Source organism: Flavobacterium sp. ALD4, from assembly GCF_002836475.1.
GTDB lineage: Bacteria > Bacteroidota > Bacteroidia > Flavobacteriales > Flavobacteriaceae > Flavobacterium.
This window is the reverse complement of record NZ_PJBJ01000030.1, coordinates 858,797-871,303: the sequence shown is the minus strand read 5'-3', so window position 1 is coordinate 871,303 and position 12,507 is coordinate 858,797. Positions and strand designations below refer to the sequence as shown.

Sequence of the window (12,507 nt, the reverse complement as noted above, 5' to 3'; positions counted from 1 at the left end):
ATAATGTATAAGAACAACTAATCGGGTAGAAGCAACAACTTTTTGGGAATTAATTATTTTTTACGTCTAAAAGCAATTATTTTTGCAGCATCCTCCAAAAGGCGGATAAGCAACTAAACAACACAACAGATGACAATTTTACTTTTAGGTTCAGGCGGAAGAGAACATGCATTTGCATGGAAAATGATTCAAAGTCCACTTTGCGACAAACTTTTTGTTGCGCCGGGGAATGCCGGAACCGCTGCAATAGCAACGAATGTAAATGTAAGTATCACCGATTTTGATGCCATAAAAACATTTGTTCTTGCTGAGAAGGTTGAAATGGTTGTTGTGGGTCCTGAAGATCCTTTGGTAAAAGGAATCTATGACTTTTTTCTAAATGATGAAAAATTGAGTCATATTCCGGTTATTGGACCTTCTAAAATTGGAGCCCAACTTGAAGGAAGTAAAGAATTTGCTAAAGAATTTTTAATCAAACACAAGATACCGACTGCCGCTTACGATAGTTTTACTGCCGAGACAGTAGAAAAAGGATGTGAATTCCTTGCCACTTTACAACCGCCTTATGTACTTAAAGCCGACGGATTGGCAGCGGGGAAAGGAGTTTTGATTATTTATGATTTAGCGGAAGCCAAAGAGGAATTAAGAAACATGTTGGTTCATCAAAAATTTGGCGCTGCCAGTGCTAAAGTAGTTATTGAAGAGTTCCTTGACGGTATAGAATTGAGCTGTTTTGTTCTTACCGACGGGAAAAGTTATAAAATACTTCCAACAGCAAAAGATTACAAACGCATTGGCGAAGGCGACACTGGGTTGAATACAGGTGGGATGGGAGCTGTTTCTCCGGTTCCTTACGTTGACGCCGTATTAATGGAAAAAATAGAAACACGAATTGTTAAACCTACAATTGAAGGATTTCAAAAAGACGGGATTGCATACAAAGGTTTTGTGTTTATAGGATTGATTAATGTAAATAACGAACCGATTGTTATTGAGTATAATGTAAGAATGGGGGACCCGGAAACAGAAGTGGTTGTTCCAAGACTAAAAACAGATTTAGTGGAATTGTTTTTGGCTGTAGCCAATGAAAAACTAGACGAAATGACACTTGAAGTCGACGAGAGAAGCGCCACAACAGTTATGGTTGTATCTGGAGGGTATCCTGAAAATTATGAAAAGGGAAAAATTATCTCCGGACTGGAAAAAATTACGGACTCCATTGTTTTTCATGCCGGTACGAAGCTCGATAACGGCAGTGTTGTCACTAACGGAGGAAGAGTATTAGCCGTAACATCTTATGGGAATGACTTTCAAGAGGCCATAAAAAAATCTTATCAAAATATAGACAAGCTAGATTTTGATAAGATGAATTTTAGAAAAGATATCGGTAACGATCTATTATAAAATAGGATTATAATTAACCCTAAAATTTATTTAGGGTTAGCTTCGGTTTATTTAAAAAAAGAGTGCGCTGTAGTATCTTGGTTTTCTTCACCGTTGTCATCGTGTAATTTCAATTGCATAACCCAGTATACCATTGCGACTGCGCAAATAATCATGAAAATCCAATTGATCGTATTGGCAACAAACCATGAACTAAGTTCTAATGAACGTAAAAAGTCTAATGGAGTAAATAATATATTTACAAATAGGTACTGAATTCCTTCAAAAAATGATTTCATATCGTTAAAATTATGTTGTTGTTCTTTTAATTTCCCGTCAGTAAAGAGTGCTTTTCTTAAGAATCTTTTTCAACTTGCGGGTTTCCTTTTTAAACAAGTATTATATTTACAGTTTTAAAGTTACAAAAGTATAAAATATCCTTATGATTACAAGTCTTTTTAAAAAATCTACGCCATTAAATTTTTCATTGATGGTAATTTTAATAGTGAGTTTTTTTTTGATCTATCAAATTCAGGATTTGAGATCGACAGATTCCATGGGATTAGTTATTCAAAAAGTGGTGATTTTACTTGTTTTATTGGGTTCTATTTTTATATCAAATTTCATTTCAAAAAAGAACGGACTGAGTAAAGACAGTAGCTACACGATCTTTTTTTATTTTTTATTTCTACTTTTTTTCCCTTCAGTTTTAGATAACATTAATTTAGTCTTTGCCAATTTATTTATCCTGTTAGCGCTACGTAGATTACTCTCTCTTCAGTCCCTAAAAGCTTCCAAAGAAAAAATATTTGATGCTTCCTTATGGATTTTTGTGGCTGCTTTATTTCATTTTTGGTCTATTCTTTATTTAGTATTGGTGTTTATTTCGATAATGTTCCACGTTTCCAGAGATTATAGAAATTGGATTTTGCCATTCATTGCCTTTTTTGCAGTAGGAACTCTTTTTGCACTTAGTTCGATACTTTTTGATATCAGCGCGTTGGAATATATCAAAAGCAGTGTAAATACTAGTTTTGAAATTAACTATTTCACTAATAATTATCAAAACGGTGCTTTGTCCATCTATGCTACCGTGGCGTTGTTTTTTGTAATTTCTATGTTTGCGACGCTATCCAGCAAACCAATGATAACGGATGCTGCTTTCAAAAAAATCATTGCTTCATTTTTCATTGGAGTACTAATTTTCTTAGTTTCTTCAAACAAAAGCAATGATTTGCTAATATTTACATTTGCTCCATTGGCGATAATGGCAACAAGTCATATCGAAATGTCCCAGTTAAAATTGAAACAAGAAATGGTTTTGTTTGTTTTAATAGCCTGCAGCTTGTTTGCTTTTTTCTCGCAGTTATAATTTAGTTCCGTACGATAAGTCTCCTGCATCGCCAAGTCCTGGTACAATATAACTATGAGCGTCTAGTTTTTCATCTAAAGAAGCTACCCATAGATGGCAAGTGTCCGGCAAGTGTTCGTTAAGGTGGGCTATTCCTTCCGGGGCAGCAATTACTACAGCAATATGAATTTCTTTTGCCACTCCTCTTTCCATCAATCGATTGAAAACCGCCACGATCGATTGTCCAGTGGCAAGCATGGGATCTACTAGTAATAAATATTTGCCGTTAAAATCGGCAATAGCTTGGTATTCAACCAGAATCTCAAAGTAATCATCGTTATTTGGATGGTGTCTGGATGCAGATATAAAACCGTTTTCTGCCGCATCAAAATAATTCAAAAAACCCGTATGCATTGGAAATCCGGCACGTAAAATAGAACAGATAACCAATTGATCGGCAATCTCCGTGGTCTTTTTAGTCCCTAGAGGTGTTTGAATCTCTACCGCTTTATAATGCAATTCTTTACTCAATTCATATGCCATTATTTCTCCTATGCGCTCAATATTTCTTCTGAAACGCATGCTGTCGTTATGTATATTTACATTTCTTATTTGGCCCAGAAAATGATTAAGAACGCTGTTGTTTTCCGAGAGATTATGAATTTGCATGATTTATGGTGTTAACATTTTTAGTTCCCAAATTAGAGTTAAAGCTGATTTTTAGGTTCTAGATTAGATTTGTGATTTGTAATTTTTTTATAAAAGTATAAAAAGTATCTTTGTAAGTATAAAATATAAAATATGTTTTCAAAATTAGCGTACGCCGTATTCGAACAAAGCATCAAAGATTATCATCGATTTGATAATGTAGATCAACCTATAAATAACCCTTTTCCGAAAGAGCAATTTGAACATTTGTTGTATCTAAAAAATTGGATTGACACTGTCCAATGGCATTTTGAAGATATTATTCGGGATCCAAATATTGATCCTGTTGCCGCTTTGACGTTGAAAAGAAGAATTGACGCTTCTAACCAGGAGCGTACTGATATGGTCGAATATATTGATGGTTATTTCTTGCAAAAATATAGCGATGTAAAAGTAAAGGATAATGCGAAAATTAACTCAGAAAGTCCAGCGTGGGCTTTTGATAGGTTGTCCATATTGGCATTGAAAATTTATCATATGAATGAAGAAGCGACTCGTGTAGAAGCTTCTAAGGAACATAGAGAGAAATGTCAGACCAAATTAAACATATTATTGGAACAAAGAACCGACTTGTCGACTGCAATTGATGATTTATTAGTAGACATCGAGAGCGGAGATAAGTTCATGAAAGTGTACAAGCAAATGAAAATGTACAATGATGATGAATTAAATCCTGTTTTATATCAAGGAAAAAAATAATTGACGAGTACTAATTTGTCAAATAGAATAAAGCATATTGCCGTCATGAGACTTTCCGCAATGGGAGATGTCGCCATGACGGTTCCTATTTTACGTGCTTTTGTAAATCAATATCCTGAGGTTAAGCTAACGGTCATATCCCGTCCTTTCTTCAAACCCTTTTTTGAAGGAATACCTAATATTCATTTCTGCGCTTTCGATGAAAAAAAGCGGCATAAAGGTTCCTTGGGCTTATTGCGGTTATTTGAAGACGTAAAAAAGCAGGATATTGATGCTTTCGCCGATTTGCATAACGTTTTGCGTTCTAAAGTAGTCAGAACTTTATTTACCTTGAGTGGAAAAAAAACTGCCTATACAGACAAGGGACGTGAAGGTAAAAAAGCATTAACTCGTGCCGAAAACAAGGTTTTTATGCCCTTATCTACTGTTTTTGAAAGACATGTGAAAGTGTTTGAGGTACTTGGTTTTCCGTTAGATTTGTCAAATCCGATATTTCCCCAAAAAGCCAATTTAAATAAAGAAATAGTAAATCTTATTGGAACAGATAATCAAAAATTAATAGGAATTGCTCCTTTTGCACAATACGATTCCAAAGTCTATCCCTTGGATTTGATGCAAGAGGTTATCCATCAATTGGCCGAAAAGCGAGATTATAAAATCCTGCTTTTTGGAGGAGGAAAGAAAGAAATAGAGATCTTAGATTCTATTTCAAGCTCAAAAGACAATATTATTAACATGGCTGGGAAAATGAAGTTCCAACAAGAGTTGCAGTTGATCAGTAATCTAGACGTCATGGTTTCTATGGATTCCGGGAATGCCCATATTGCAGCAATGCTTGGAGTAAAAGTCATTACACTCTGGGGTGCTACTCATCCTTATGCAGGGTTTGCAGCTTTCAATCAGTCTTTAGAGAACGCTCTAATTTCCGACAGGAAAAAGTATCCAATGCTACCCACTTCTGTTTATGGAAATAAAATAGTTTCTGGTTATGAAAAGGCGATGAGAACCATAACTCCAGAGAGGGTAGTGCTCAGTGTTCATTCACAGTTAGTGGATTAAATTTCGTAATACTTCCAAAAAAAATTCCAAATCCCAATTTTTAAAGTTGGATTTTGGAATTTTAAAGAATAGTATATTTATTTTTTAAACATCATCATAATCTACATAAATCGTTTCTGATGTAGGATGCGCCTGGCAGGTAAGAACCAACCCCGCAGCTATTTCACCAGCCGTCAGGATAGAGTTTTTTGTCATTTCTGCCGTTCCGGATGTTACTCGAGCTAAACAGCTGCTGCAAATTCCTCCTTGGCAGGAGTAAGGAGCATCTAACCCTTGTTTTAGGGCGGCTTCAAGTAGGGTTTGTTTTTGAGACATTTCAAAAGTAGTTTCTTCGTCGTCTACCATAACGGTAATTTTAGAATGTCCTCCTAAATCTTGTATCACGTTTTCATGTGAAGACGCAGTAAATAGCTCAAATTTAATAGCCGATTCTTTTACGTTTTTCTCTTTCAAAACACCAGTAACTACTTCGATCATTGTCTCTGGGCCACACAAGTAGAATTTATCAAATTCTAGTTCTTTGTGTTTGTTGTTCATAACATAGTTTACCGTTGACTTTTCGATTCGACCAAATAAAGCATGCTCTACTTTGGCTTGGCTAAAAACACTGTGAATAAAGAAGCGACCTACATGTTGCAGTTGTAAATCGTGTAATTCTTTGCTAAATATCACGTCTTCAGGTGTTTTGTTACCGTAAACTAGTACAAAAGAGCTTTTAGGTTCGCTTGTTAGTACGCTTTTAATGATCGAAAGTACCGGTGTTATCCCACTTCCAGATACAAAAGCAGCATAATTTTTTTGTCGATCTGCTTTAGACTCAAATATAAATTTTCCTTCAGGTTGTCCTACTTCAAGAGCTTGTCCTACTTTTAGTTTAGTATTGGCAAATTGAGAGAACACTCCGTTTTTTACTGCTTTTACTGCGATACGAAGCTCACCACTTTCTGGAGAAGAGCAAATCGAATAGGCACGGCGAATTTCTTCACCGTCAAGCGTTAACCGTAAATTGAGGTATTGGCCGGCGATAAAAGCGTATTTGGACTTTAATTCTTCAGGAACGTTAAAAAGTATGGAAACAGCATCCTTGGTTTCGCGTCGGATTTCCTTTATAATTAGTTTTAAAAATGAGGACATAGTTTAATTTTTTTACAAATATACTAAACAGAATAGGTTTCTTAAATCAAAGTCTTTGAATTTTTTTATACATAGAACAGTTATGTATAAGAATCTTATGTATATTTGGTTTGATTAAAGGAGTTAGCTTATGAAAAATTCACAGTTGTATAAAGGAAGTTTGAATACCATCATCATGAAATTATTGGAAGAAAACGGTAAGATGTACGGTTATGAAATTACACAAAAAGTAAAAGCCATTACGCTAGGGGAACTCAATATTACCGAAGGTGCTTTATATCCTGCCTTACACAAACTGGAAGCTGAGGGCTTGCTTGACGTAGAAATAGAAAAGGTGGATAACCGTATGCGGAAATACTATAAACTGACGGAAGCGGGTACTGAAGAAACCGTTAACCGACTTGCGGAATTGGAAGACTTTATCAGAACCATGCAAAGTTTAGTGAATCCTAAACCGAATTTAGAATTTTAATTTTTGAAGATGAAACTAACCAACCAACAAATAACCACAATAGAGCAAACTTTAGTTTTAAACGGAGTTGTCTATGACGATATCAAACTGGAACTATTAGATCATATTGCTACAGAAATTGAATCTATAATAGACGAAAGCCAGTTTTCATTTGAAGAAAACTTAAAAAAAGTTTTCGCAAAATGGAAAAACGAACTTACACCAAGTAGCTCTTTTTGGATTAGAAATAACAAATCAATTCCTAAGATAGTGATTCAAAAATCCATTAAAATGATTCAGCACGTTTTCTTGATGTCTTTTTGTTTAGGATTAGGAACGGCAGTAGCTATTACCCTAATCTTTAAAAGCAATGCAAATCAGGAAGTGCTTGTGGTATTGAATACATTACTGAGGGTAATGGGGATTTTAGGAATTGTGTTGCTGATCTATGCTAAATTTAGGCTATGGCAATCCAAACAAGAATCTACATATAGTTATTTATTCAATCAAAATGGCTTTTTACAAATTTTCAATCTAGTATTGATCGCTACAGGTTTATTTCGATTTAAAGGGAACACCGCTTTTTTTGATTTTCATTTTATGAGCACTTTTTTTCCAATCACTTTATTATTTATCTCAGGGTTCTATTTAAACATAGCTTTCAAACATATAAAATTTGAAAATAAAATAAAAGTTATATGAAACTTACCCCAACACAAATAGGAGATGTTAATACATATATGCAATCATTTGACATCAAATGGTATGAACTAGAAGTGGAATTGACCGACCATTTTATCTCTATTGTAGAGGAGATTTGGGAGAAAGATCTTGATCTAACATTTTATCAGGCAAAACAGTATGCTGAAAATCGTTTTGGACGAAATGAATATAAAGAAATTGAAAAAGAAAGAACAAAGATTCTCGTAAAAGAATACAATCGAAGTCAACGTAAAGCAGTTGCGGAATATTTGAAATTCCCAAAAATAATCATAAGCTTTTTAGGGTTAATTGTAGTTTATAAACTTTCGTTTTATTTTGAGAATGCTGCTCAATACATAAAATATTTGTCTAACACTTTCTTAATACTAGGCATCATTCATATGGTTATTTGGCTTTTGTTTCAAAAAATTGGAGACGAGAGATTTTTATCTGTAGAAATGATGTTCAGAATGAATAGTAGTTTTTTGCTCGGTTGGTATGGCTTGCTAATGATTTCAAAAGATTATTTCCAAATCCAATATGGATTGTTGATTGCCTGTAGTTTATTTGTTGTAGGCATATTACTGATAGTAACAGCTTATCATTTGACTAATAAAGTCATTTCAAATACCAAAAAACAATACCAATTAACTTAATTTTTAAAGATGAAACTAACCAACAACCAAATAGAATATGTTGAAAATTATATCATTTCGAAGGATATTAAATGGTATGAGTTACAAATAGAGCTGACCGATCACATGATAACTAGTATGGAAGAGTTCTGGAAAAAAGATCCTGAATTGACTTTTCATCAGGTAAAATACTATGCTGAAGATAAATTTGGCAGAAACGGATTTAAAGTAATTGAAGAGGAGCGTACTCAAATTCTTAGAAAAGAGTTTAAAAGAGCACAATTAAAAATGGTTGCAGAGTATTTTAAATTTACCAAAATTATTTTATGTATTCTGTTAGCCTTTTTAGCTTTTAAGGCATCTTTTTATTTTGATGAACCAGTAAAGTTTGTTGAAAATTTATTCCTTTTACTAGCAATACTTTTTATTCCAGCACTCTATTCTTTTTTTACAAATAGAAAAATTAAAGGGAAACGTTTTTTAGAATTGAATATTAGTCATGGTACTTTCACAGGAATTTTCGGATTGATGTACTGGGTAATGTATCTATTAAATTCTTGTAAGGAGTCGGTTCAATTGCATCCACTTTTAATATTAGCTTTTTGTTGTTTATGGGTAGTTGGAATCTTATTTTTAGTTACAGGAATTCATCTTCAAAAGAAGACAATCGAGAACGTAAAAAGACAATACCAACTCACTTAATTTGCTATGAAACTAACCAACCAACAAATTATAACGATAGAAGAAACTTTAGTTTTAAACGGAGTTGTTTATGACGATATCAAACTCGAATTAGTAGACCATATTGCTACAGAAATCGAGGTTTTAATGGAAGGAAATAGTCTTTCATTTGAAGTAAACGTACAAATGGTTTTTAAAAGATGGGAGCCACAATTAAAACCTTCGAATTTATTTTTTACAGGAATTAGTAATAGCTATCCAAAAATGATTTTAGATAAAAAGCTTGCTCTAATAAAAAAACAATTATTTATCGGGTTTTTAATAAGTACAACTGTTTTAGTTACTTTTTTAGTTCTTAAAGAATATTATAATCCGCAGTTTCTAACGTCTCAATTTCAAAAAGGAGTTCGATTTCTATATATTGTGGGATATTTATTGCTGACTTTCAGTTCCATAAGAATCTGGAAATCAAAATTAAATACGTCATTTAATCACCTCTTTAAAACAAGAGTAATGATGTACCTATTTTATATATATCCATTTTTTTTCTACGCCTACAACTATTAATAATCAAGTAATACTCGTTATTTGTGAGTCTTTAATGCTATTCCATCTTTTATTAAGTTTTCAATTGGTGAGTAACCATATTCAGTTTGAAAAAAAACTAAACATCTACAAATCATGAAACTAACCGCCCCTCAAATAGACCATCTTTTCACTTTCACTCGCCAGCATTATGTAGAATGGTATGACTTACAATCAGAGCTAGTGGATCATTTAGCAAATGCCATTGAAACGCAATGGCAGGAAAACCCAAAGCTTACTTTTGACCAAGCCCTAAATACCGAATTCAAGAAATTTGGCGTTTTTGGTTTTATGGATGTGGTCGAACAACGCCAAGTTGTTTTGAGTAAAAAATACAATGGCTTAGTTTGGCATCATTTTAAAGACTTTTTTGGAGTCCCTAAGATTGTGTTGACGATTGCAATCACTTTACTATTATTTAGTGTTTTGAAAATAGGTATTTATAGCGAATGGATTTTTATTAGTTTCTATAGTATTTTATTAGGGCTGGCATTTTATAAGTTAGTCAAAAACAGTTTACTCAAAAAAGGAAAAAACAAGCAGGAGAAAAAAGATGGTTGTTTGAAGAAATAATTCATCAATATGGCGGTTTTGCCGGAATCATTATTTTTCCGTTTCATATATTCGTTCAAATCTTTAATCACACAGATAATTTTTTAGGAGATGACTATTACATACTTGGCTCAAGTTTCTTTTTGGTGCTATTTAGTCTAGTGCTTTTTATCATCTTTAAAGTTATTCCATCTAAGGCAGAAGATTACTTACTGGCCACTTATCCAGAATATAAGTTGGCAAAACTGTAACATATTCTTATTTTTAATTACTTATAACAAGACTAAACTATTAAATTATGTTCAAACGTTTTATTTATCTTGAATGGAAGGCTTTTACAAGATCAGCTTCCTTCGGAACTAATTTGGCTGTAAAAATCTTGATGGGGTTTATAGCCGTTTATTTCATGTTGGTTTTTTTGGCATTGGGAGTCCTAGCTTTTTATATTCCAAAGAAAATGGACTTGGATCCTATCCTAACGGTAAATAAATTTATGATTTACTATATACTTGCTGATTTAATTATCAGATTTATGCTGCAAAAAATCCCCGTGATGAATATTCGTCCCTTATTGATTTTTCCCATAAAAAAATCCACGATCGTACATTTCTCTTTGGGAAAAACTATTTTATCATTCTTCAATTTAATACACGGCTTTTTCCTAATTCCATTTAGTATAGTTTTAATCGTCGAAGGTTATGATGCAGTATCAGTATTACTTTGGTTTACTGGGCTGTTTTCATTGCTGTACATTAATAATTTTCTAAACATAATATTGAGCAATAAAGACAACCTATTTCCTGTTTTCCTTGGTATTGTTGCTGTTTTAGCCGGCTTACAATATTATGGATTATTCAATATTACGGATTATACAGCGCCGTTTTTTGAGGCTATTTTTAGTAGCTATTGGGCTTTTACCATTCCGGTATTGGTTTTAGTCGTTTTATATTATGTTACGTTTCAGTATTTTAAGAGTGATTTATACCTCGATGCGGGATTGACTGGCAAACATGATGTTGCCAAAACAGAGGAGCTGACTTGGTTGAACCAGTTTGGAACTATCGGGACGTTCTTAAAAAATGATATCAAATTAATCAAAAGGAATAAACGATCTAAGACTACTGTGGGATTAAGCGTTATGTTTCTTTTTTACGGTCTTCTTTTCTTTACAAACGGAATCGAAGCGTATAACAATCCTATAATGCACATTTTTGCTGGAATTTTTGTTTCGGGTGGGTTTCTGATCACCTTTGGACAATTTGTTCCTAGCTGGGATAGTGCGTATTACCAGTTAATGATGACCCAAAACATTCCTTACAAAGGTTATTTGAGTTCTAAATGGTGGCTGATGGTAATTGCTACAATAGTTAGTACAACAATTGCATCTTTCTACCTCTACTTTGGATTGCAGGTGTACTTAACCATTGTTGTAGGTGCAATTTATAATATTGGAGTCAATTCACATCTGGTTTTGTTGGGTGGCGCTTACACGAAAACACCAATTGACCTGAGCTCTGGTAAAGGTGCTTTTGGTGACAAAAAAGCATTTAATATGAAAACTATGCTGATTTCGATACCGCAGCTGGTGTTACCTGTTTTATTGTATTGGATAGGCTCAACTTTAGCAAATGCCAATGTGGGATTAGCATTAGTAGCATCGGTAGGAGTTTTAGGGTTTGCTTTAAAAGACAAAGCTTTCTCCTTGATCGAAAAAATCTATAAGTCCGAGAAATACGCAACAATCGCTGCTTACAAACAAAAAGGATAAACTTCTATTTTCACCAAGCGACAAACGAAATCAATAATTAACTGAATAAATTTTTCAAAAATGATACAAGTAAGTAACCTTTCGAAAACATATAACGGAACAACCGTATTAAAAATAGATAACCTAGAAATAAAAAAAGGAGAAAGCTTGGGCCTTGTTGGGAATAACGGCGCAGGAAAAACTACGTTTTTTAGTCTGTTATTGGACTTGATTCAACCTTCAACTGGAAGTATCATTAATAATGACGTTCAGGTAAACGTGAGTGAAGCTTGGAAGCCATTCACGGCTTCTTTTTTAGACGAAAGTTTTTTGATAGGCTATCTTACTCCTGAGGAATATTTTTATTTTATAGGTGATTTGCGCGGACAAAACAAAGCTGACGTTGATGCTTTACTGGCCAAACACGAAGAGTTTTTCAATGGGGAAATCCTCAAAAACAAAAAGTATCTACGTGATTTGTCGAAAGGAAATCAAAAGAAAGTGGGTATAATCGCCACCCTTATAGGAAATCCGGAAGTGATCATTCTGGACGAGCCCTTTGCTAATTTAGATCCCTCAACCGTAAACCGATTAAAAAAAGTAATAAAAGAACTTTCAGAAAACCCTGATATAACAATCCTGGTTTCCAGTCATGATTTGCAACATACTGTGGATGTTTGTAATAGGATTGTGGCTTTAAACAAAGGTGAGCTTGTGAAAGACATCCATACTTCTGAAGAGACTCTAAAGGAGTTAGAAACGTTTTTCGCCGTTTAAATCTCTATATTTCAAAAAGAAACGTATTTTTACCAGTCATTAT

The 12,507-nt window shown here is 33.7% G+C and carries 16 protein-coding genes; 13 read left to right on the top strand and 3 right to left on the bottom strand.

Annotated elements, in window-relative coordinates:
• Positions 1 to 129: 129 nt before the first annotated feature.
• On the top strand, positions 130 to 1,404 hold the full coding sequence (purD, locus tag CXF59_RS12570; protein ID WP_101138098.1) for a phosphoribosylamine--glycine ligase: 1,275 nt from the start codon (positions 130 to 132) through the stop codon (positions 1,402 to 1,404).
• A 47-nt stretch (positions 1,405 to 1,451) separates the two neighbouring features.
• Here the strand turns inward: purD and CXF59_RS12565 are convergent, their stop codons facing one another.
• On the bottom strand, positions 1,452 to 1,682 hold the full coding sequence (locus CXF59_RS12565; protein ID WP_101138097.1) for a uracil phosphoribosyltransferase: 231 nt from the start codon (positions 1,680 to 1,682) through the stop codon (positions 1,452 to 1,454).
• A gap of 143 nt (positions 1,683 to 1,825) precedes the next feature.
• Between CXF59_RS12565 and CXF59_RS12560 the strand changes: the two genes are divergently transcribed.
• Complete coding sequence (locus CXF59_RS12560; protein WP_101138096.1) at positions 1,826 to 2,755, top strand: DUF6427 family protein; 930 nt, start codon at positions 1,826 to 1,828, stop codon at positions 2,753 to 2,755.
• Here the strand turns inward: CXF59_RS12560 and upp are convergent.
• Positions 2,750 to 3,403 carry a uracil phosphoribosyltransferase gene (upp, locus tag CXF59_RS12555; RefSeq protein WP_101138095.1) on the bottom strand — a complete coding sequence of 218 codons (654 nt, stop codon included), beginning with the start codon at positions 3,401 to 3,403 and terminating at the stop codon, positions 2,750 to 2,752. The genes CXF59_RS12560 and upp overlap by 6 nt on opposite strands.
• A gap of 132 nt (positions 3,404 to 3,535) precedes the next feature.
• Between upp and CXF59_RS12550 the strand changes: the two genes are divergently transcribed.
• Entirely contained in the window at positions 3,536 to 4,141 is a 606-nt protein-coding gene (locus CXF59_RS12550; protein WP_101138094.1) for a DUF4254 domain-containing protein, read from the top strand.
• A gap of 45 nt (positions 4,142 to 4,186) precedes the next feature.
• Positions 4,187 to 5,200 (top strand): glycosyltransferase family 9 protein, encoded by a 1,014-nt coding sequence (locus CXF59_RS12545; RefSeq protein WP_101138093.1) that lies wholly within the window; start codon positions 4,187 to 4,189, stop codon positions 5,198 to 5,200.
• An 84-nt stretch (positions 5,201 to 5,284) separates the two neighbouring features.
• Here CXF59_RS12545 and CXF59_RS12540 read toward each other — a convergent pair whose 3' ends face one another.
• On the bottom strand, positions 5,285 to 6,334 hold the full coding sequence (locus CXF59_RS12540) for a ferredoxin--NADP reductase (RefSeq protein WP_101138092.1): 1,050 nt from the start codon (positions 6,332 to 6,334) through the stop codon (positions 5,285 to 5,287).
• A 130-nt stretch (positions 6,335 to 6,464) separates the two neighbouring features.
• Between CXF59_RS12540 and CXF59_RS12535 the strand changes: the two genes are divergently transcribed.
• From CXF59_RS12535 to CXF59_RS12500, 9 genes are all read left to right on the top strand, one after another.
• Positions 6,465 to 6,806, top strand: a complete 342-nt coding sequence (locus tag CXF59_RS12535) for a PadR family transcriptional regulator (protein ID WP_101138091.1) — start codon at positions 6,465 to 6,467, stop codon at positions 6,804 to 6,806.
• 9 nt (positions 6,807 to 6,815) lie between these two features.
• Positions 6,816 to 7,487: a hypothetical protein gene (locus CXF59_RS12530; protein ID WP_101138090.1), complete on the top strand. Its 672-nt coding sequence runs from the start codon at positions 6,816 to 6,818 to the stop codon at positions 7,485 to 7,487.
• The gene (locus CXF59_RS12525; RefSeq protein ID WP_101138089.1) at positions 7,484 to 8,143 is read left to right on the top strand and encodes a hypothetical protein; all 660 of its coding nucleotides are present in this window, start codon (positions 7,484 to 7,486) and stop codon (positions 8,141 to 8,143) included. The genes CXF59_RS12530 and CXF59_RS12525 overlap by 4 nt, the downstream gene beginning before the upstream one ends.
• 9 nt (positions 8,144 to 8,152) lie before the next feature.
• Positions 8,153 to 8,824: a hypothetical protein gene (locus CXF59_RS12520; RefSeq protein WP_101138088.1), complete on the top strand. Its 672-nt coding sequence runs from the start codon at positions 8,153 to 8,155 to the stop codon at positions 8,822 to 8,824.
• A gap of 6 nt (positions 8,825 to 8,830) precedes the next feature.
• The gene (locus CXF59_RS12515) at positions 8,831 to 9,370 is read left to right on the top strand and encodes a hypothetical protein (protein ID WP_101138087.1); all 540 of its coding nucleotides are present in this window, start codon (positions 8,831 to 8,833) and stop codon (positions 9,368 to 9,370) included.
• Between the two features lie 114 nt (positions 9,371 to 9,484).
• Positions 9,485 to 9,961 (top strand): hypothetical protein, encoded by a 477-nt coding sequence (locus CXF59_RS12510; protein WP_232758855.1) that lies wholly within the window; start codon positions 9,485 to 9,487, stop codon positions 9,959 to 9,961.
• Entirely contained in the window at positions 9,946 to 10,191 is a 246-nt protein-coding gene (locus CXF59_RS15460) for a hypothetical protein (RefSeq protein ID WP_232758853.1), read from the top strand. Before CXF59_RS12510 ends, CXF59_RS15460 begins: the two co-directional genes overlap by 16 nt.
• 47 nt (positions 10,192 to 10,238) lie before the next feature.
• Positions 10,239 to 11,708: a DUF5687 family protein gene (locus CXF59_RS12505; protein ID WP_101138086.1), complete on the top strand. Its 1,470-nt coding sequence runs from the start codon at positions 10,239 to 10,241 to the stop codon at positions 11,706 to 11,708.
• 60 nt (positions 11,709 to 11,768) lie between these two features.
• Positions 11,769 to 12,464: an ABC transporter ATP-binding protein gene (locus tag CXF59_RS12500; RefSeq protein WP_101138085.1), complete on the top strand. Its 696-nt coding sequence runs from the start codon at positions 11,769 to 11,771 to the stop codon at positions 12,462 to 12,464.
• Positions 12,465 to 12,507 lie beyond the last annotated feature (43 nt).

Coding starts and splice junctions, on each gene's coding strand:
- CXF59_RS12540 (WP_101138092.1), bottom strand. CDS start 6,334: ATGTCCTCATTTTTAAAACTAATTATAAAGGAAATCCGACGCGAAACC.
- purD (WP_101138098.1), top strand. CDS start 130: ATGACAATTTTACTTTTAGGTTCAGGCGGAAGAGAACATGCATTTGCA.
- CXF59_RS12535 (WP_101138091.1), top strand. CDS start 6,465: ATGAAAAATTCACAGTTGTATAAAGGAAGTTTGAATACCATCATCATG.
- CXF59_RS12500 (WP_101138085.1), top strand. CDS start 11,769: ATGATACAAGTAAGTAACCTTTCGAAAACATATAACGGAACAACCGTA.
- CXF59_RS12530 (WP_101138090.1), top strand. CDS start 6,816: ATGAAACTAACCAACCAACAAATAACCACAATAGAGCAAACTTTAGTT.
- upp (WP_101138095.1), bottom strand. CDS start 3,403: ATGCAAATTCATAATCTCTCGGAAAACAACAGCGTTCTTAATCATTTT.
- CXF59_RS12565 (WP_101138097.1), bottom strand. CDS start 1,682: ATGAAATCATTTTTTGAAGGAATTCAGTACCTATTTGTAAATATATTA.
- CXF59_RS12510 (WP_232758855.1), top strand. CDS start 9,485: ATGAAACTAACCGCCCCTCAAATAGACCATCTTTTCACTTTCACTCGC.
- CXF59_RS12525 (WP_101138089.1), top strand. CDS start 7,484: ATGAAACTTACCCCAACACAAATAGGAGATGTTAATACATATATGCAA.
- CXF59_RS12520 (WP_101138088.1), top strand. CDS start 8,153: ATGAAACTAACCAACAACCAAATAGAATATGTTGAAAATTATATCATT.
- CXF59_RS12545 (WP_101138093.1), top strand. CDS start 4,187: ATGAGACTTTCCGCAATGGGAGATGTCGCCATGACGGTTCCTATTTTA.
- CXF59_RS12550 (WP_101138094.1), top strand. CDS start 3,536: ATGTTTTCAAAATTAGCGTACGCCGTATTCGAACAAAGCATCAAAGAT.
- CXF59_RS12505 (WP_101138086.1), top strand. CDS start 10,239: ATGTTCAAACGTTTTATTTATCTTGAATGGAAGGCTTTTACAAGATCA.
- CXF59_RS12515 (WP_101138087.1), top strand. CDS start 8,831: ATGAAACTAACCAACCAACAAATTATAACGATAGAAGAAACTTTAGTT.
- CXF59_RS12560 (WP_101138096.1), top strand. CDS start 1,826: ATGATTACAAGTCTTTTTAAAAAATCTACGCCATTAAATTTTTCATTG.